Raw genomic sequence first — 19,797 nt, forward strand, 5'->3', positions numbered from 1 at the left:
AACGTGAAATCAAACGGTATATGACTTACTACAATCATTACAGATATCAATGGAAATTAAATAAGATGACCCCTGTACAATACAGAGATCATCTTAATCAAGCAGCCTAAGCGTCCTTTTTTATAAATGTCCTTTACAAAGGGTACATTTCATAATCGGGCATGCCTCTTTTAGTTACACATTAACTTTTTCACTCGTGACACCTTCTATAAAAGTCAGAATTCTTTTAGAAACAGCAATATGATTTTCTTTTTTTGATAATCCGTGACCTTCATCCTCTAACAGCATATATTCAACAGTTCGTCCTTTTTGACGCAATGCCTGTACAATTTTTTCCGACTCTTCTTTCACTACTCGGGGATCGTTCGCGCCTTGGATAACAAGCATCGGTTTCGTCATCCCCTCTAAATAAGTGATTGGCGAGAATTCAATCAGCTTTTCGCGGTCTTTTTCCGGATTTCCAACCCACTGATCCATAATTGGCTTCCAATCTTCCGGAACAGAATTGATGAATGAAAACAAATCTGATGGGCCGCAAATATCAACAACAGCACTGAAATATTCCGCATGACGACCGTGTAAAAGCAATGCCATATAACCGCCATAGCTGCCGCCCATTAAAATGATTTCACCTTTTGAGGCATGCCCATTTTCTATCAGCCATTCTAAGCCGGCAATATTATCAAGTCGCGGACCATGCCCCCAATCACCATCAACCATCTTCATAAACTTTAAACCGTAGCCTGTCGAGCCTCGGAAATTGGGTGCGAAAATGCTGTACCCTGCTTGCAGCAAGGCTTGAACATCCGCATCAAATTCTTTTCTCTCAGCATACTGCGGACCGCCGTGCGGCATAAAGATTATTTTCCCTGCATCAACTTCTTGTTTCGCTTTATACAGTAGCGCTTCAATTTCCAAACCATCAAAGGATGTGTATTTAACTACTTGCGGCTCTGCCAGTTCATCGGCACCGACGCCGGGCACTTTATAATTTGTTAATGTAACCCATTCATCCCCAACTCTTTTATAAATGTTTTGCGGAGAAGTCGAGCTTTTTCCCAATAAATAAATAGCTCCTGATTTATGCGCAACTAACTGTACAATCACCGAGCACGGGATCTCAAGCTGTTTCCAATCGCCATTTTGCAGATCATATTCATATAAAAAGTCCTCAACACCCTTTTCGCTGCTTACGTAAAGAAGTTGCATGTCTTTGTTGTAATACAAACTGTTGAAACTCTCATTATGCAATTCTTTTATTTTAGAAAAATTCTTCGTCTCTAAATCGAAAGATGCCAAGTATGTGAAGTCCGCATCATAATTCGTCAGCAAATACACTAGCGTGTCCGAAACAAACACAACATCACTGACTGTGTGCTGCGCTTCAGTTGGAGGTGTTAACAAAATTCCCTCCTCCCCGCGCTTAGCAACAATTAAAGAATGTGTATTGGCAAAATGCTTATAATATAGAATAGTAGATTCATCCGGACTTAATGCAATCACATACCCGGGTGCTTCTTTCCCTTCAACGATTAATTTTTCTTCTCCGGATTCCAAATCAATACAATAGCTGTTCAAAAATAGAGGATTGTCCTTAGAAGACGTATAGTACATCCTTTTTCCATCCTCAGATAAAATCGGATATGCATTACGGGTATTTTCCTGATAGACAACCTCCTTCATTGTGCCGCCTTGCAATGGAAGTGCGTATAGCTGCGAATTTTCATTGCCGTCGAAATCGAAACTGGCGATGATAAATCTTCCTTGTTCGTCATATTGCAAAGTTTGACAGCTTTGGTCAATAAACGTGAGAGGGTACGGAAATGTATTGGGCAGGTCCATTGCCCACAAGTTATATTTCCCATTTAAATTCGTACTGAAAACTAACTGTTTCTCGTCAGGACTAACAGCAAATCTTTGAACTCCATATGTACGTAAAAAGTTTTCCAAATCAGGTTGCGGAAATGTAAGCATTACAAAACACTCCCTTTATATATGATAGAACTATTTTGCCAAATATTTCATGTCTTGTATTTTAAACCAGTATCTTTAAAATACAAGAGACAGTCTCTCGTTATTGCTGCTCCTTCCACTTCAAATAAGCCTCTTTCATACAAATCCCGCATGGCCGGAACCCTGCAGCTTTGGCCGTCTGTTCATCCGCAAAAAATACCCGATGCTTAGCGTAATGCCCTTTTTCAAGATGTCGAAGAGCTGAAGGACAATCAAGCCGACCATATATTTTTAACTTTTTATGACCACCTATCGATCCATTACAATCACTTATATATTCTTTTCCTGATTCGTTGACTAATTTATATTGTTTTTTCATTGTTTACCCTTCTCTTAAAACTAATCTTTCTGTCTTTACAACTGGAAACACCTCTTCTCTCCCCCTTTCACTGTGAAAAATTCCTCTTAATCCGAATGTGAAGACGAACTATTCCTCAATCTTCTCTATATCAATTACATTAATCCGTGCCGGATAGGATTCCAAAACTTCTTTATACCATATACGTACTTTGTCCCCGCTTTTAATGCCATTTATCATAATCTTAAAAGCGCTATTTTGCAAAATTGCATCACCGGGTATGCATCTTTCCGAATGCAAGATATAATCGTTTGTATAATTTATTGGCTCGGGTTTCTCACCTTGAACAAAATAAGCAGTTCCATTATTAAAAATGACATAGCCTACATGCCCATGTTCATCTTTCAAATTCCAGCTGCTCAAAATATCATCAATTAAGAGAAAGCCAAACAAAACTACAGCCAGAATAAGCAGGCGTGAAAGTCGTTTTAACAACCTCATTTAAAAACACCTCGTCACCACCATTTTTCTCTATTATACAATCCAATTAATGGAATATGATACACTAAAACTAGCCTGTGAAAGGTAAGGAAAACCTATTCTTTGAAAATCAACCGCCATCATTTTTGCTGTCCGTAAAAAGTAAAGAGGTGCTTATAATTCGCACCTCTTTTTGTCATCACTTCACCCAATACTCCGTACAATCTTTGCTGCGCTCCATAAATCCGTATTCAATTAAATAGCGTCTGATTGTCGCAAAATCATGATAAATCGATTTCAGCACATCATTAATTTCTTTCTCTGAATACTTTTTATTACGGTCAAATCGGGGCAAAATATGTTGCAGCACAATGATTTTCCTTTTTTCCTTACTCGGGAAAGTCGAAAGCATTCCATTTAACCCATCTTTAAAATAAGTCGCCAATACTTTTTCTTTTTCCTCAATCGTAATCGCATAGCGTTCGTCCACCATCTTCGCTCCTTTATGAATGGAAATTAAAGCATCATTCTTCTTTTCTTCCCTTGAATTTTTCAAAAGCGTCATGATTGTTAAATATATTTTAGCTTGCTTTTCTTTTTCCTTAAATTTAAACCGATGATTCCGGATTGTCGACGTACTGCCGCCATTCAGCTCTTTGACGATTTCTTGATCACTGAGACCGTTTTTGAACAACTGAAGCAATTCCCTTTGATGCTCCGACAAGCCCGTATATTTCTTATCCATATTCAGCATGTAATCGAACATTGATCCATGAACTGCCTCTACGTGGCGCGCTGCCGCTTTCTTCGCTTCATAAAGTATGCCGTCTTGCTGATAAATGACGCCATTCTCAAATCGGACATCGCATAGAAGACAAATATACTCATCCAGCTTTTCATCATAAACATAACCGGTTGCAAGCTCTTCCACCGATGCATCCCAAAATCGATCCTTCTCCATAAAAACAAACAACCTTCCTATTTGTTTATAATATATATAAACATTATATATATTTGTCCTTTTTCTTTCAATTCAGAATATAAAAAACGAAGACCCAATTTCCGGATCTTCGTTTCAACTAAACCGATTTGACTAAATCATCAAACCTCAATTGAAGACACCTTAAATGCTAAAACCGGTAAATTCATTACCTCAATAATATCTGCCTCTACATCGACAGGTCCTATCTCAAAATAATCATTCAGCTCTTCCGGAGTAATGCCAACATTCGTGATAATAGCTTCAACGATGACACCTTCTTCTAGTTTGATATGGCCATATGCATACGGCGCCAATTCATCAAATCGCGGATTAGGCGTGGGTGTCATACCGTGCGAGACAAACAGCAATTTGCCTCTGCCTGTCAGGACAAACCAATCTTGATCATCACTTCCGCAATATTCGCATCTTGTCGTCGGAGGAAAAGTGATTTTTCTGCAACGATGGCATCTCTTGCCTACGATTTTGCCGTCTTTTAAATAGTCATAGTACATCTTGACAATAGATTCCGCAATTTCACATCCCCCCTTTCAACACTAAGACGGTGCTGATCATTGCGTACCCGTGCGAATGCAGCAATGCAATTTCCGGTACTTTCGGAATTGTTTTGCACCAGCGTAGCCCCTCATCTGATTGACTGCCTCATATGTATCCGATCCGGCGCTTGCCGCACAAGCATCACCAAAAGCATGTCGGCCGCCATGTGTATTCATCGGACGAGAGCCATCAAAACGCAATTCCCCCTCCTCAGCCAGCTTCAAGCCTTGACCTGCAGGCAAATAGCCGCAAAGCTCAGCAGAACAGATGGCAGAAATGTGAGAGCAGGCAATACAAATAACCGACATCTTCAATCGAAATGCCGGACATACTATATGCTTTTGCAAAAGCCGAAACATCGGAGGGCCAAATGGTCGGATCCTCCCGATACCAAGGTAGGTCACCAACGGAAATACCCCATCCCATCAGTTCGATTGGTGTGCCGGAGTACTCCTTCGCACCGTCGTGATTGCTTAAAACCATTGCCGTCGCTCCATCACACGCTGTAATAACACTGCGCAAACGTGTCGGCCAAGCTAAGAATGGATTGTAGGCAGATTTCCAAAATTCCATAAAATCTTTGTAGCCGAGCCGCTCTGCTTCATTCTCCAATGTTTCTTGAATCAATGCTTTTGGTGTCAGTGATGCATGCAGGCGGAATGTTCGGCAAACTTCCATCATACCGCGGTCATATTCCTCAATGAAATAACCATATTTACGGCTATACCCTAAATCAAGAAAAGCATCGTATATCGGAAGCATGTCAAACCCTTGCTGCACCGCATACGGCTGATTGACAGCAAAGTCCGTCCATAATCTTATATTTTCCGGTGTCATAGGAATTCGATTAATCTGACTTCTCCCTTTTACGCTGCTTTGTGTTACCTCCAATCCGACAACAAGCACTTTTTTACAAACACCCGATGCAATTTGGGCTGCCGCTAATGTCGCCCCTACATTTGTCGAGGCGCAAGCTGTGCTGATTTGCACACCTGCCTTCATTTCTGTACCAAGCCATTTAGATAGCTGTGTATAAAGACTGCCCATATTTATGCTTTGCGGCATATGATTGCCGATGATAAACATATCAATCATCTTTCGGATCAGTATGCGCATCATTGAGTGCTTCCTTCACCGCTATTGCAGCCAACCCGAACAAACCATCTACTAAAGTTTTTACCCTCTGGACATGTTTGATAAACAAAAAAGCCGTCCGCTCTCGCATTATGGCGAAAAGCAAACAGCTTCTTATCCAATTCGTTTTAAAAGATCCGGATTATTTTGCTTCGGCGAATTGACTGCTGCAGATACTTCATATGCCTCCATAAGCTGCTCGTCATAAGGCTTCAACAGACGGTCTAATTCAGCAGCATTATGTACAGCCGGATTCAACCACTCCGATTCAAGTTCTTTCGGCAAAATTACCGGCATCCGGTCGTGAATTGGTGCGACAATTCCATTGGCACCCGTCGTTATAATCGTGCACGTATACAGCTTAGTGCCTTGCGGTGATGTCCATGCTTCCCATAGGCCTGCCATCGCAAAAAGGTCGTCCGATTTAAGCTTAATTCGCATTGGAATTTTGATGTCGCCATTGCGCTTCCATTCGTAAAAGGAATCGGAAATGATTAAACAGCGGCGGTTTTGATAAGCTTTGCGAAAGCTTGGCTTGTCAGTCAGCGATTCTGCTCTCGCATTAATGAGCTTATAGCCGATTTTCTCATCCTTCGCCCAAGCCGGCACCAGTCCCCACTTCAAATACCCTAATCGATTAACGGAACCATCATTAATAACGGAAAGGACCCGCTGCGATGGAGCGATATTATAGCTCTGAATATATTCATCTTCCGTGATCCCCGCTTCAATATGAAACCGATTAATGATATCCTCATATTTCGTAAACAAAGTATATCTTCCGCACATATGCTCCACCTCTCTAGTAAAAAGTTTACCCAAATATAATAGTCTCTAAATGCTTTTAGCCTGTCCCTCTTGAATATAGCATAGCTTTTACGTTATCTTATTAGAAGAAAACGATAATCCAAATTTAAAAACAGCAGGTGTTATTTTTGAGAATTAATAAATTTATTAGTGAAACAGGTTTCACGTCCCGACGGGGAGCCGATAAATTGATCACAGAAGGCCGTGTAACGATCAATGGCGTCGTTGCAGAACTGGGAAGCCAAGCGGAAAACGGGGACGTCGTGTGCGTTGACGGCAAACCGATTTCGAAAAAGCATGAAAATGTGTATATCGCATTGAACAAGCCAGTCGGCATCACAAGCACAACAGAACGTCATATTAAAGGCAATATTGTCGATTTCGTCAATCATCCGCTTCGTATTTTTCATATTGGACGATTGGATAAAGATTCAGACGGATTGATTTTGCTGACGAATGACGGCGATATCGTCAATGAAATTTTGCGTGCCGAAAACAAACATGAGAAGGAATATATCGTCACAGTCGATAAGCCGATCACGCAAGAATTCCTGAAAAAGATGGCATCCGGGGTTGAAATTTTAGATACGAAAACACTTCCTTGCAAAGTGAAACAAGTTTCAAAAAATGTCTTTAACATCACACTGATGCAAGGCTTGAATCGCCAAATTCGCCGCATGTGTGCAGCACTCGGCTATGAGGTTAGAGCATTAAGACGTATTCGCATTATGAACATTCATCTGGGCAACTTGAAGACCGGTGAATGGCGCGATTTGACGGACGCTGAGCTGAAACAATTATTTAATGATTTAAACTATACACCAAGAAGTTAAACTGTGTGGCTGTCCAGATTTTCTGGACAGCTCTCCTATTTTGCATAAATCGTTGTCGCCAGCTCCTGTAACGCTTCTTTATTCTTAATCAAAAATCCACGCCCCTGCTTCTCGATATACCCCGCTTCAATAAACTGCGCAAACACATGCAATAAATGCCGGTATGATACCCCTAAATACTCGCAAATCTCAGTATGTTTTTCCTTATAAAAATCATCATCAGCCGATAGCAACAGAAACTCCGCTAACCGATTTTCTAATGGGTAAGCAAGACTTTGCGTATATTTTGCTGCCATCACCATTTCCTTTTTACTTAACGAAATACACAAATGCTTTAAAAACGCCGGATCATTCAAAAGCTGTTCCTTACAAGCATGAACCGGTACTGCAAAACAAACTGTTTTCGCCGACGTTTGAATGCCCTTCGTATAATAAGCCTCATTCAACAGCTCCATTTCGCCAATAAACGTGCCCGGCTGGATGAAATGAATAAGAGAAACTTTTCCGTTCGCATGCGTTAAATAAATTTTTGCCTTCCCCTCGACCATGTAATATAAATATTCCGGATACGAACCTTCTTTCAAAATAAACTCGCCACGCTCAAATACTTGCACTTGAATATGATCGGCAATCGGAAATGAAAATAACGACTGAAAAGCATGATTTCCTAAATAAGCAGAGCGTTTCGGCTCCAAAACAATATGCATATTTTCCCTCCGAACTATGAGATATCTCATATTATTGTAAATAATTCCGTGCTACTATGCAATGAGATGGAGGGATTAACATGAATCAACAGCGATGGATGTCGCAAAACTTTTTCTTATTTTTTATGACGTGGGGCATTTTTTTACCGTACTGGACCGGCTGGCTCATTGATGCAAAAGGGCTAACTGTCGCAGAAGCAAGCTTAATTATGAGCTTCAGCTTAGTCGCACGCGGCGTTTCTACTTTATTTGCTTTTCCAGTCGTATCGAAGCATTACAGCAATAAACGTGTCATTACTTTGCTAATGATTACCGGACTGATTACGGCATTGCTTTATTTACCGGCATCATCTTTTACTGCTCTCTTTGCCGTAACATTCTTATTCAGCTTTTTCTATCCGGCGATTATGCCGGCACTTGACAGCACAGCAGGTGTTCTCATGCAGCACGGCAACCTGCAATATGGAAAAAGCCGCTCGTACGGCTCATTCGGCTTTATCGTATCCGTGCTGATTATCAGCATGATAACAGGCTTCTTCGGAGATACTGCGATTTACTGGGCGATGGTTGTCGGACTATTGGCAATGATTGCTCATTCCTTCATACCGGCACCGGCTGTTTTAATGCAGAATCCGGATAGAAGCGAAAAAAGAAACCAGTCATTCCGCAGCTTAATGAGCATTAAAGGCTTTCCGATGGTATTGCTAATTGTGATTCTGCTGCAAGGGTCGCATGCATCGTATTACAATTATGGCTACATATACTTGCAAGACTTAGGCGTGGCAAAATTTTATATTGGCATGATCATTAACATCGGCGTTATATTTGAAATTTTATATTTTGCGAAAGCCGACAGCTGGTTTGGAAAATGGAAGCCGGCATCGTTGCTGCTATTGGCTGCGGCAGGTTCGACGTTGCGCTGGTTGCTCGTCTATTTCTTCCCGAACATTTGGGTATTCATCTTTTCACAAAGCTTGCACGCCCTCTCATTCGGGGTGGCGCATTACGCCTTTATTTTATATATCACGCAGCATTTGCCAAAAGTGCAAATCCCCAATGCTCAAGGCGTCTATTCGGCACTGGCTCTCAGCTGGGGCACAGCAATCCTGACATTGCTCGGCGGCTATTTATACGAATTCGAACCGAGACTCGCATTCCTTGGCATGATTGTTTTCACAATACCGGCACTGCTTCTAACTCTTCGACTGCACACGAAAACATTCCATTCTGTTTCAGTGCAAAGCTAAAAAGAACAGCACACAATAGACTAAAAGTTGTTGTGTGCTGTTCTTCCTATTAATTCAGTCTCGCAAAAGCCACTAACGTTCCTTGATCGCACGACTGAAAGCCGTTTTTTTCGTAAAAATGGCGCACGTCCGGCGCTTCTTCCGTCAATAATACTTTTTGCCGCACCTCATTAAATTTTTCGATCACTTGATTCATCAATATTGTCGCAATGCCTTGATTCTGATAGTTATTTAACACCAAAATATCTTGTATGTATATGATTGTCAGCCCGTCTCCGACTACCCTGACTAAGCCCACCAAACGCTCGTCTTGCCACGCTGTTGAAACGTATAAGGAATTTTCCAATGCTTGCTGCAGCTGGTTTAGATCCTTTGTATAGGCATACCATTCCACATCTTCATATAAGGATTTTAAATCTGCCTGACTAATAGTCTTTTGTTCTTTATAAATAATGTTCATTTAACTATCTCCTCAAGTTCCAAAACCGCTTCCTTTACCCGCTCTGCCGAAATTTCACCAATAGGCATGACATGAATCGATTCCTGTGCTACAGTTGCCTTTTCAGCAACAGCAGCAACTAATGATTTTGTCACCTTTTCCACACCCAAATCTTTAAGCGACAATGGCAGACCAAGTTTTTCATAAAATGGTCTTAAAATTTCAATTTCGGTCCATTTGTTCTCAAGGACAAGCTGAACAAGAATACCGTAGGCCACCTTATCTCCATGAAGAGCATCATGCGTCTCCTCCAGAACTGTCAGACCATTATGAATCGCATGCGCTCCGGCAATTCTCCCGTAATGATCGCCATATCCGCCAACCATTCCTCCAAGCATGAAAATTGCTTCCGTTACTTTTATAAAATCGCCATTTACTGCCCCAGATTTCACAGCCTCCAGCGCACCATGCGAATGCTGAAGCAAAATATCCTTACATTGGCCGGCTGCATAATGCGAGATTTGCAGCGGAACAGATTTATTTTCAATAACAGCCATCTGTACATCCGCTTCATACCACTTCGCCAACGTATCGCCAATTCCTGCAATCAGCATTTCAATCGGGGCTTTTAACAACATATCCGGTTCCACCAGCACAAGACTCGTGCAAACTGGGTATATATCATAACGGATAAATGCTCCTGTCTCATCATAAATCACGCTTAAAGGTGTCCACGGCGAGCAGTTCGATGGTAATGTCGGGATTAAAATTGACTGCCTTTTCGTTTGATTGCAAACCGCTTTAACTAAATCAAGCACCTTGCCTCCTCCGATACCAATGACTGCATCAAAGGATTGCGTCTCAACTATTTGGACCACTCTTTCAATTTCTGCAAACGAACATTCACCACCGTATGTATACTCTTGCATTTTCACCTCTTTTAATCTTGGCCAATACGGCTTGGCAGCTTCCCAAGACTTATTCCCATGCACTACTAAACAAGAACGCAAATCCCGCTCCAGCAGCTTGCTTTCCAGCAAATCAAGCACGTTTTCCTTCAATATATATTCACTCGGCGCACCATGAACCGAAAATACAGCCATTTTTCATCACTCTTTTCTTTTTATAAGTAAAACCCCACTTTACGATGGAAACCATCATAAAAGCGGGGAATGTTATACATATGCACTTTCAAATTCTGTCTAACCTTATACCAGCATGCTCGGAGGCCTACAGGATGTATATCATATCGGCGAAGGCATGCGGACGTGGTGCCTTTAGCCGGTGTTCCTTTTTCATCGAAGTGAGTCTAAGTAGACTATTCATGATGAAAAAGGACCGGTGACGTTTTTTCTATTTACTTCATCCACTCAGGTTTGCCGAAACCAGTAAACTGTTCGTCAATTACTTTTTCAAAATCTTCAGATTCGACAACAGATAATAGATCTTTCGCCAATTGAGAATCTTCATTTTCAGCCTTAACAGCAACTACATTACGGTATTGATCAAGCATATTCTCTAGCCCTAATGCACTTAATAAGTCCATGCCTGCAGCTAATGCGAAATTTCCTGGAACTGCTGCTAAATCAGCACTATCAACAGAACGAGGAAGCTGACCTGATTCAAGCGGCTGGAATTTCAAGTTTTTCTTATTTTCGATAATATCTTTTTCAGATACCTTTAACGGATCAACTTTCTCATCTACAACGATTAATCCTTCATCTTGCAGAGTATTTAACGCTCGCGCTGCATTTACCGGGTCATTTGGAATCGTAATGGTTGCCCCGTCCTTCACTTCATCAAAAGACTTATATGTATTTGAATAAATACCCATTGGTGCAGTTGGTACAGTAATCAATGCAGTTAAATCCATTTTGTTCTCTTTTTCAAAATTCTCTAGGTAAATAGTATGTTGGAATAGATTCGCATCAATATCACCGCCATCTAGTGCTTTATTGGGCTGGATATAATCACTGAATTCAACTACTTCAACTTCGTATCCTAATTCTTCAAGACCAGGCTTGATTGCTTTTGAAACCATATCGCTGTATGGACCCGACGTTGCCCCGATTTTAATTTCCTTTGAATCTGAACTTGTGTCGCTGCTGCTCTCATTGTCACTGCATGCTGTAAATGCTCCTAACACTAATAATAAAATAAATGCTGAAATCCACTTTTTCATATTATTTCTCCTTTTTCTCTATCTTTTATCTACTACTTTGGCGATGAAATCACCAGCAAGTTGGATAACCTGAACTAAAATAATCAAAATGAGGACAGTCGCGAACATAATTGTATTATCATAGCGATAATAACCATAACGGATTGCCAAATCACCTATTCCTCCGCCGCCTACTGTACCAGCCATTGCCGAAAACCCAATGAGGCTAATTAAAGTCAATGTTACACCTGAGATAATCCCTGATCGTGCTTCAAGTAACAACACATCCTTAATAATCATCCATGGTGTCGCTCCGGCCGCAATCGCCGCTTCAATGACACCTTTATCAATCTCGCGCAAAGCTGTTTCTACAATTCTTGCAAAAAACGGAATTGCCGCCACTGACAGTGATACGCTTGCTGCCAACGGTCCAATCGTTGTTTTTACTAAAAGTTCTGTCAGCGGCATAAGCGCTACCAACAAAATTATGAATGGGATGGAACGGACAAGATTGACGACAAATCCTAAAATTGTTTGTACCGTCTTGCTTTCCCAAAACAGCCCTTTATCAGTCACATATAAAAGAATACCAACCGGCAAACCAATGACAACCGCAACAGACAAGGAAATCGTAATCATATAAAGTGTCTGCATAAATGCCGTATTAATGTCCGGAATCAATTCGACAAAGTGATTGAAATCAAAGCCCATGATGCAGCACCTCCACTTCAGCTTCTCGTTTTTCTATGTAGGCTATCGCTTTTTCAATCTCCTCTTTTTGGCCACGAAGTTCCATGATGAAAATGCCTAAAGGCAATTCTTGAATATATTCAATCGAACCGTGAAGGAAGTTCCCCTTCACTTGAAATTGCTGAAGCGTATCCGAAATGATGCCCTCTCCGGCAACTGTGCCACGGAACGTAACCTTGACAATCGGACCTTCGCATTTTTGCAAAATTTCTTCCGGAATATCAAACGAAACGACGCTGCTGATAAATTCCTTTGTCAAATCTGTCTTCGGTTTTGCAAACACATCATATACGGAGCCTTCCTCAATCACTTTGCCGTCCTGCATAATCGCCATTCGGTTACATATTTCCTTTACGACATTCATCTCATGCGTAATAAGGACAATGGTAATATTGAGTTCCTTGTTGATTTTTTTCAATAAATTCAAGATAGATTTCGTTGTCGTCGGATCGAGCGCCGATGTTGCTTCATCACAGAGGAGCACTTTCGGACTGTTTGCGAGCGCCCTTGCTATCGCCACCCGCTGCTTCTGCCCGCCACTCAACTGCGAAGGATATACATCCCGCTTTTCAGATAGTCCGACCATACGCAGCAGTTCTTCCACTCGCTCTTTTATTTCTTCCTTTGGGACTTTTGCAGCCTTCAAGGAGAAAACGATATTTTCGAAAACAGTTTTCTGACTGATTAAATAAAAATGTTGAAATATCATACCGATTTTCAAACGTGCCTGGCGCAGTTCCTCGCTGCTTAGCGATGTCAAATCAACACCATCAACAGTAATGCTTCCATCAGTCGGGCGCTCTAGCAAATTAATGCAGCGCAGAAGCGAGCTCTTACCGGCACCTGAATAACCGACAATTCCGAATATTTCACCTTCTCCGACAGTCAAAGAAACATGCTCAACCCCATTCACGGTGCCTTTTTTCGTTTTGTATACTTTCGTTAGATTGTGAATTTTAATCATCTGCCGACCCCATTTTCTACACAATTTCAGTAACAAAAAATGTCCCTCTCATCTGAAAGGGACATCGAAATACAATTTGATCTCGACTTATCTTTCAGAATGAACATCATTCTGCAGGAATTGGCACCTTCCCTTAACGGGGGTTGCCGGACGTCATCGGGCCATGTCCCTCAGTCACTCTTGATAAGCATTTCGTTTTGATTTAATGATTATATTACAAATTTTCTGATAATCTGTCAATATGTTAAAATAATATTTTTTTACAAACCGCTTACACCCTTATAAAATCGATGTTTTTACTCAGAAAAAATTTTTTCGTATAAATTCGGTCTGCGGTCGTTAAACACTGGAATGGTATCGCGAACCCGTTTAACTTCTTGTAAATCAAGCTCCGCATATAAAATACCTTCGCTCGTTTCACCACTTAAAAGCAAATCACCCCAAGGCGCAATCACCATGGAGTGGCCATTGAATTCATTATTCGGATCTTTGCCGACACGATTAACTGCAACAATATAGCATTGATTCTCGATTGCCCGTGCCTGAAGAAGCAGTTGCCAATGGTCAATACGTTTGCTCGGCCATTGCGCCGGAATAAACATGATTTGAGCACCCTTCAACACATGCGCGCGAATCCATTCCGGAAAGCGTAAATCATAACAAATTACCCCTCCGCACGTTACTCCTTCTATGTTAAACACATTCGCCTTTTCTCCGGCGTTCATATACAGATGCTCATCCATCAGCTTAAAAAGATGGGCTTTATCATACTCAGCAACAATATCTCCATTGCGGTTGGTCACATATTGTGTATTAAAATATTGCCCGTTTTTCTTAACTGCAACCGAGCCGCCGACAATGTTCACGTTGCATTTTTTCGCCTGTTCGCTCAAGAACGCCTTCGTTCTCTCACCGTTTTCATCCGCCAATCTATCAAGTTCTTCTAATGCATATCCCGCATTCCACATTTCTGGCAAAACAATTGTATCCACCGCATTCTCTGCCGCCTCTTCAATCCAGTTTTGCGCTCGCAAAAAATTTTTCTCCGGATCAGCAAAAGCCACATCCATTTGAACAACTGCTATTTTCATAGCATTCACCACACCCTAGACATTTTTTATTAAAGATTATAGAATTTTAACTATTATTGCAATATTAAAAGAAAAACCGTCACCGGTCCTTAGAACATTAAAAATTATAATTATTAAAAGGTGGATACTATGACATACTCAGATCGCTTAAAGAAACTGCCAGTTCAATTTTTTGCAACGTTAGTTCAAAAGGTCAACAGCGCTATTGCCGAAGGAAGAGACATTATTAATCTCGGACAAGGCAATCCCGATCAGCCGACACCCCCACATATCGTAAAAGCTTTGCAAGAAGCGGCTGAAGATACACTAACCCATAAATATTCGCCATTCCGCGGCTTAGATGAACTGAAGGAAGCAGCTGCTCAATTTTATTATGATCAATACGGCGTAACGATTGACCCGAAATCTGAGGTGGCCATTTTATTTGGCACGAAAGCCGGACTGGTCGAGCTGCCGATGTGCCTGCTGAATGAAGGAGAAATGATGTTGCTGCCTGACCCAGGGTACCCCGACTATTTATCCGGAGTTGTACTGGCAAATGTAAACTACGAAACTATTCCGCTTACAAAAGAAAATCAATTTCTGCCCGATTATAACAGCATTCCGGATGAGCAGAAACATCAAGCAAAGCTGATGTATTTGAACTATCCGAATAACCCTACCGGTGCAACCGCCAGTCGGGCATTCTTTGACGAAACTGTTGCATTCGCAAAGAAACACAATATTTCAGTCCTTCATGACTTTGCTTACGGGGCTATCGGCTTTGACGGCAAAAAACCGGTCAGCTTCCTCGAAGCGGAGGGAGCAAAGGATGTTGGGATTGAAATGTACACGTTATCGAAAACCTATAATATGGCCGGATGGCGGGTTGGGTTTGCTGTCGGCAATTCTGAAATTATTGAAGCACTGAATTTAATTCAAGATCACTTGTATGTCAGCCTTTTCCCTGCTGTGCAAAAAGCGGCAGTCGCAGCTCTGGCCGAGGATCAAAGCTGCGTTAATGAGCTTGTTTCCCTATATGGAAAACGTCGTAACACACTCATTGATGCTTGCCGTAAAATCGGCTGGGATGTTGATGCGCCGACCGGTTCCTTCTTCGCCTGGTTACCTGTTCCTACCGGCTTCACAAGTGAAAGCTTTGCAGACTATTTACTCGAAAAAGCCGACGTGGCAGTCGCAGCCGGCAATGGTTTTGGGAAATACGGTGAAGGTTACATCCGCGTTGGTTTATTAGTTGATGAAGACCGGCTTATTGAAGCGATTGAACGAATTGGTAAACTCAGCTTTTTCAGCTAATTTGCCTACATTGGCGGCTGCCGGTTTCCGTCGGCAGCCTTCCGTTTTGCTTTAAGTGGCAAGACTAAGCCGCTCTATTGCTTAGTCCGATGCTCTATCTTTGCCCGCTTTCGCCCTATTTTTTCACTTCAAGCTCTCCCCTCCTTCCTTGTTCAATAATTTCCTAATTGAAAATCACAATAATTTGTCCTTATTTCTTAAAAAGAATGCTTTTTGCAGGATTTCCAGACTATTATCGAACGAAATTGCCGTTTTTTTACTTAAAAATGAAATGTATACATATCTTCTGCCCATTGCGGGTAATAGTAACCGTATATTGACTAAGAACGGGAGCTGGAATAACATGAAAAAACTTGTATTGATTCGGCACGGGGAAAGTTTGTGGAATTTGGAGAATCGTTTCACCGGTTGGACGGATGTTGATTTGTCGGATGAAGGACTGAAGGAAGCACGGGAAGCGGGGCAGATTTTAAAAGCAAACGGCTTTGAATTCAATATGGCCTTCACTTCTGTATTAAAGCGTGCTATCCGAACGCTTTGGCTCATTTTGCATGAGATGGATTTAATGTGGATTCCTATACACAAAACGTGGAAGTTGAACGAGCGCCACTATGGAGCTTTACAAGGATTAAACAAAAAAGAAACTGCTGACAAATATGGTGAAGAGCAAGTACATCTATGGCGCCGTTCCGTTGACGTGCGCCCGCCTGCCTTAACAAAAAATGACCCGCGTTATCCAGGTCATGAATATAAATACCATACATTAAGCGAGGGTGAAATTCCGCTAACCGAGAACCTATCCGATACAGAAGAACGAGTACTGAGAGAATGGCATGAAAAAATTGTCCCGCAGCTGCAGGCCAACCAAAAAATCATTATCGCAGCGCACGGCAATACAATTCGTGCGCTTGTACAATATTTAGACAACGTTTCAAGTGATGGCATCGCAAGCCTTAACATTCCAACCGGAACGCCGCTCGTCTATGAACTTGATGACAATTTGAAACCGATTCGCCACTACTATTTATCGCACGAGGGCGAATTGCCGAAAGATGCCGTACCGCGGCATATGTAATAAAAATGAGCACAAGCCAAGCGCCGGTGCTCATTTTTGTTTTGGCAGACTTTCCAAATTACTATCGAGAAAGGCCAAATGCCACTACCTACACACAAAAATCACAGCCCTCTTCCTCTAATAAGATTATGTATTCGTTTAAAACTCACCTCTTTTTGGAGCGCATGCCGGCTGAATAATGTACTAATGCTAAGCCCCCAACTTCATACCCACCCGGCAAGCTAAACTTCTCAATATATCCACGCAATATATTAAAAAATAAAAATTGTCAAAATATCATTGTGGTGTTATATTTATTTGGTTAAAAATACATAATTAAACAAAATTGGAGGCATCATGAAACGTTCAGTAACAACTAAATTAATTCTCTTCTTTTCTATCTCCTTTCTAATAGGAACAGCGGTAATTGGAACATATGCGATTTTTCAAGTTTATGAAAAGACGATAGAAACAGCAAACCATAAAGTTAGAGGTGACTCAGCTCTTGGGATGGCAGTAATCAATGAACGCTACCCGGGACAGTGGAAAATAAAAGACGGCCAATTATATAAAGGCGATCAACTTATGAACAACAACTTTAAAATTGTGGATGAAATCGGTGATATGACAGGAAGTAATGTTACCATTTTCATGGGAAATACAAGAGTTGCTACAAACGTCAAACTAGAAGATAATTCCAGAGCTGTAGGTACAACCGTCTCGACAGCCATTGAAAAAGCTGTTATAGAAAAAGATGAAACCTTTCAAGGTGAAGCGGAAGTCGTCGGTATAATAAATCAATCCATTTATACGCCAATTAAAAATGGCTCCGGCGAAACAATCGGTATTTGGTTTACCGGAGTGCCTAACACGCCTTATGAGGCATCTGCTGCTAAAGTTCGAAATAATATTATTGCAGTTGTAATTATTATGATGGTAATTGGAATTATACTTAGCTGGCAATTAATATCTCGAGGTGTTCGCCCTTTAATAATAGCAGCAGAATCTGTAAATCAAATTGCTCAAGGAAACTTGCAAATCGAACCTATAAAGGTGAGATCGAAAGACGAAATCGGCTTGCTGGGGAGTTCCGTTAATACAATGGCCCATAACCTTCAGGAACTTATTCAGCAAATGGACGGAGCAGCAGAAAAGGTTGCCGTATCTTCCGAGGAGCTAAGCGCAATTGCTGAACAAAACAGCCAGGCATCAGAACAAATTGCCGCTACAATGGAAAAAGTATTAATCGGCGCAGAACAGCAAGCACAAAGCGTCGAATCAATGACCCTGCTCTTGAAACAAACGAACAAAAACTTATCGCTTGTTTCTGACCATAACGAACAATTAGCCGAGTACTCATCGGACTCTACAGAAAAAACAAAGGCAGGGCAAGTGGCTATCCGACATGCTGAAAAGCAAATAGACCATATTCATGCTTATGTTGATTCATTAGGAGATGTAGTGGACGGTCTGGGCAAACGTTCCAAAGAAATAGGTAAAATTACTGAAGTCATTACGGCTCTTGCTGATCAAACAAATTTATTGGCGTTAAATGCCGCAATTGAAGCTGCAAGAGCAGGTGAACACGGACGAGGTTTTGCTGTAGTTTCTGAAGAAGTGCGCAGACTTGCCGAACAATCAGCTGATTCAGCCAATCAAATTGCTCAATTGATTGCAAGTATTCAAACTGAAACGACAAAAGCAGTTGAATCAATGGAAAAAGTAACGGCAGAAGTTACCCAAGGAAAGGAAGCCGTTTCTGAGGCCGGCCAATCGTTTGCTGTCATCCAGGAAACAACCAATAGTGTTACTGAAAAGGTTGAAGATGTTTCCCACCAATTAAAAGAAGCCATCGAAAAAGCAGCAGAAATTATGAGCTCATTCGAAGGAATTTCTACAACCGCTGAACAAACAGCAAACATTGCCGAAACAATTTTCACTTCTGTCGAAGAACAAAAAGCTTCCGCAGAAGAAATCGCAGCTTCCGTCAATACATTAGCGGAAATGGGATCTGATCTGCAGAAGCAGATTCAAAAATTCAATCTGTAAAACAACAAAGCCTCCGGGTATACCCGGAGGCTTTGTTGTATTTACTATTCAACCATCAATGCCCTGAAGCATGCGGATGATCGATTTTCACTGCATCATATTCCACTTTCGCATATTCATCATAGAAAGTTGCTACACTCGTCATATAATAAGGTGTCACGTAAAAGCTAATGACAAATAATGAAATAGATGCGACTGATACACACACTAAACCAGTCGTTGCAAGTACAACAGAATTACTTCCGTAGAAAACCATTATTAAAGTGATACCGCCGACTAAGTATAAAGCAATCGGGATTAAGTACCAAACAATGAAAGAAAGCACTAAGTAAAATAATTGTTTCTTCTTGCCATCCATCATTTTTCGACTTTCGGTGATTGCTTCATAAGCGCTCAATTCTGGTCGGTCTTTCAAAATATAAAAAGTCATCGAATAAGACAATGCTTTAATAACACCCGGTACAATTAATAATAATGACCATAAGAAAGTAAATACTGATACTGAAACAGATGCCAGCACATTGCGGACATAGCCTTTGCCGAAGCCAGAGAATAAAGTTTCAATTTCCGGTTTTTCTGTTCGCTTAATATCTAAGTTAAACCAAGCATAGCCGACTGACAACGGTGCGGTAATCAAGACGAAGATAATCGGTGACACCCATGAATATCTTTCAGGTATCATGCCGGTCAAACCGCTGACAACGGAAAAAACAAGAAATGCACCAATCGCCACTCCCCATTTCCCTTTCAGCGCATTTTTGGCATGTGCTTTAAAGTCAGATGCTTTCATGTTAATCTCTCCTCTATTAAGAAAATTCCTATCACGCCATTTCCCGATTACAACCATTCTTTACCTCATTTACCCGATTCATAAACAGTTAGAAAAACCGTTACCGGTCCTTTTCATTTCTGAATCTGCCACTTGAGTTCACTTCAA

At 41.3% G+C, this 19,797-nt stretch carries 22 protein-coding genes and 1 riboswitch; of the genes, 6 read left to right on the forward strand and 16 right to left on the reverse strand.

Annotated features, from left to right (window positions below; translation table 11 throughout):
- A partial coding sequence (locus tag IEO70_RS15530) for an IS3 family transposase (protein WP_190999287.1) occupies window positions 1–110 on the forward strand: 110 nt, incomplete at its 5' end.
- 64 nt (window positions 111–174) lie between these two features.
- Here the strand turns inward: IEO70_RS15530 and IEO70_RS15535 are convergent.
- From IEO70_RS15535 to IEO70_RS15570, 8 genes are all read right to left on the reverse strand, one after another.
- On the reverse strand, window positions 175–1,974 hold the full coding sequence (locus IEO70_RS15535; RefSeq protein WP_190999288.1) for a S9 family peptidase: 1,800 nt from the start codon (window positions 1,972–1,974) through the stop codon (window positions 175–177).
- 100 nt (window positions 1,975–2,074) lie between these two features.
- Complete coding sequence (locus IEO70_RS15540; RefSeq protein ID WP_190999289.1) at window positions 2,075–2,332, reverse strand: Ada metal-binding domain-containing protein; 258 nt, start codon at window positions 2,330–2,332, stop codon at window positions 2,075–2,077.
- Window positions 2,333–2,440: 108 nt separating this feature from the next.
- A complete protein-coding gene (locus IEO70_RS15545; protein ID WP_190999290.1) occupies window positions 2,441–2,812 on the reverse strand; it encodes a DUF3221 domain-containing protein in 372 nt (123 codons plus the stop codon).
- Between the two features lie 178 nt (window positions 2,813–2,990).
- Entirely contained in the window at window positions 2,991–3,752 is a 762-nt protein-coding gene (locus IEO70_RS15550; protein WP_190999291.1) for a DUF2087 domain-containing protein, read from the reverse strand.
- Between the two features lie 140 nt (window positions 3,753–3,892).
- Window positions 3,893–4,285 carry a Zn-ribbon domain-containing OB-fold protein gene (locus tag IEO70_RS15555; RefSeq protein WP_190999292.1) on the reverse strand — a complete coding sequence of 131 codons (393 nt, stop codon included), beginning with the start codon at window positions 4,283–4,285 and terminating at the stop codon, window positions 3,893–3,895.
- A 57-nt stretch (window positions 4,286–4,342) separates the two neighbouring features.
- On the reverse strand, window positions 4,343–4,687 hold the full coding sequence (locus IEO70_RS20460) for a thiolase C-terminal domain-containing protein (RefSeq protein ID WP_407949485.1): 345 nt from the start codon (window positions 4,685–4,687) through the stop codon (window positions 4,343–4,345).
- Window positions 4,584–5,447, reverse strand: coding sequence for a beta-ketoacyl-[acyl-carrier-protein] synthase family protein (locus tag IEO70_RS15565; protein ID WP_190999294.1), 864 nt, complete (start codon window positions 5,445–5,447; stop codon window positions 4,584–4,586). Before IEO70_RS15565 ends, IEO70_RS20460 begins: the two co-directional genes overlap by 104 nt.
- Before the next feature lie 129 nt (window positions 5,448–5,576).
- Window positions 5,577–6,251 carry an SOS response-associated peptidase gene (locus tag IEO70_RS15570; RefSeq protein WP_190999295.1) on the reverse strand — a complete coding sequence of 225 codons (675 nt, stop codon included), beginning with the start codon at window positions 6,249–6,251 and terminating at the stop codon, window positions 5,577–5,579.
- Between the two features lie 146 nt (window positions 6,252–6,397).
- Between IEO70_RS15570 and rluF the strand changes: the two genes are divergently transcribed.
- A complete protein-coding gene (rluF, locus tag IEO70_RS15575) occupies window positions 6,398–7,102 on the forward strand; it encodes a 23S rRNA pseudouridine(2604) synthase RluF (RefSeq protein WP_190999296.1) in 705 nt (234 codons plus the stop codon).
- A 35-nt stretch (window positions 7,103–7,137) separates the two neighbouring features.
- Here the strand turns inward: rluF and yeiL are convergent, their stop codons facing one another.
- The gene (gene yeiL / locus IEO70_RS15580; RefSeq protein WP_190999297.1) at window positions 7,138–7,809 is read right to left on the reverse strand and encodes a transcriptional regulator YeiL; all 672 of its coding nucleotides are present in this window, start codon (window positions 7,807–7,809) and stop codon (window positions 7,138–7,140) included.
- 80 nt (window positions 7,810–7,889) lie between these two features.
- On the opposite strand from yeiL, the gene IEO70_RS15585 reads away from it, so the two are divergent.
- Window positions 7,890–9,056, forward strand: coding sequence for an MFS transporter (locus IEO70_RS15585; protein WP_190999298.1), 1,167 nt, complete (start codon window positions 7,890–7,892; stop codon window positions 9,054–9,056).
- A 49-nt stretch (window positions 9,057–9,105) separates the two neighbouring features.
- Here IEO70_RS15585 and IEO70_RS15590 read toward each other — a convergent pair whose 3' ends face one another.
- From IEO70_RS15590 to IEO70_RS15615, 6 genes are all read right to left on the reverse strand, one after another.
- Complete coding sequence (locus tag IEO70_RS15590) at window positions 9,106–9,516, reverse strand: GNAT family N-acetyltransferase (RefSeq protein WP_190999299.1); 411 nt, start codon at window positions 9,514–9,516, stop codon at window positions 9,106–9,108.
- On the reverse strand, window positions 9,513–10,598 hold the full coding sequence (locus IEO70_RS15595) for an iron-containing alcohol dehydrogenase family protein (protein ID WP_190999300.1): 1,086 nt from the start codon (window positions 10,596–10,598) through the stop codon (window positions 9,513–9,515). The genes IEO70_RS15590 and IEO70_RS15595 overlap by 4 nt, the downstream gene beginning before the upstream one ends.
- Before the next feature lie 254 nt (window positions 10,599–10,852).
- Window positions 10,853–11,677 carry a MetQ/NlpA family ABC transporter substrate-binding protein gene (locus IEO70_RS15600; RefSeq protein WP_190999301.1) on the reverse strand — a complete coding sequence of 275 codons (825 nt, stop codon included), beginning with the start codon at window positions 11,675–11,677 and terminating at the stop codon, window positions 10,853–10,855.
- 18 nt (window positions 11,678–11,695) lie between these two features.
- Window positions 11,696–12,367, reverse strand: a complete 672-nt coding sequence (locus IEO70_RS15605; RefSeq protein WP_190999302.1) for a methionine ABC transporter permease — start codon at window positions 12,365–12,367, stop codon at window positions 11,696–11,698.
- Window positions 12,357–13,370 (reverse strand): methionine ABC transporter ATP-binding protein, encoded by a 1,014-nt coding sequence (locus IEO70_RS15610; RefSeq protein WP_190999303.1) that lies wholly within the window; start codon window positions 13,368–13,370, stop codon window positions 12,357–12,359. Before IEO70_RS15610 ends, IEO70_RS15605 begins: the two co-directional genes overlap by 11 nt.
- An 84-nt stretch (window positions 13,371–13,454) precedes the next feature.
- Window positions 13,455–13,560, reverse strand: a riboswitch (SAM riboswitch).
- Window positions 13,561–13,666: 106 nt separating this feature from the next.
- The gene (locus tag IEO70_RS15615; protein WP_190999304.1) at window positions 13,667–14,461 is read right to left on the reverse strand and encodes a carbon-nitrogen family hydrolase; all 795 of its coding nucleotides are present in this window, start codon (window positions 14,459–14,461) and stop codon (window positions 13,667–13,669) included.
- A 129-nt stretch (window positions 14,462–14,590) separates the two neighbouring features.
- On the opposite strand from IEO70_RS15615, the gene IEO70_RS15620 reads away from it, so the two are divergent.
- From IEO70_RS15620 to IEO70_RS15630, 3 genes are all read left to right on the forward strand, one after another.
- Window positions 14,591–15,757, forward strand: a complete 1,167-nt coding sequence (locus IEO70_RS15620; RefSeq protein ID WP_190999305.1) for a pyridoxal phosphate-dependent aminotransferase — start codon at window positions 14,591–14,593, stop codon at window positions 15,755–15,757.
- Window positions 15,758–16,100: 343 nt separating this feature from the next.
- The gene (gpmA, locus tag IEO70_RS15625) at window positions 16,101–16,832 is read left to right on the forward strand and encodes a 2,3-diphosphoglycerate-dependent phosphoglycerate mutase (protein ID WP_190999306.1); all 732 of its coding nucleotides are present in this window, start codon (window positions 16,101–16,103) and stop codon (window positions 16,830–16,832) included.
- Between the two features lie 336 nt (window positions 16,833–17,168).
- Window positions 17,169–18,860, forward strand: a complete 1,692-nt coding sequence (locus tag IEO70_RS15630) for a methyl-accepting chemotaxis protein (protein WP_190999307.1) — start codon at window positions 17,169–17,171, stop codon at window positions 18,858–18,860.
- Between the two features lie 55 nt (window positions 18,861–18,915).
- Here the strand turns inward: IEO70_RS15630 and IEO70_RS15635 are convergent, their stop codons facing one another.
- Entirely contained in the window at window positions 18,916–19,650 is a 735-nt protein-coding gene (locus IEO70_RS15635) for a DUF975 family protein (protein WP_190999308.1), read from the reverse strand.
- Between the last annotated feature and the right edge of the window lie 147 nt (window positions 19,651–19,797).

Source organism: Peribacillus faecalis, assembly GCF_014712675.1.
GTDB lineage: Bacteria > Bacillota > Bacilli > Bacillales > DSM-1321 > Bacillus_AD > Bacillus_AD faecalis.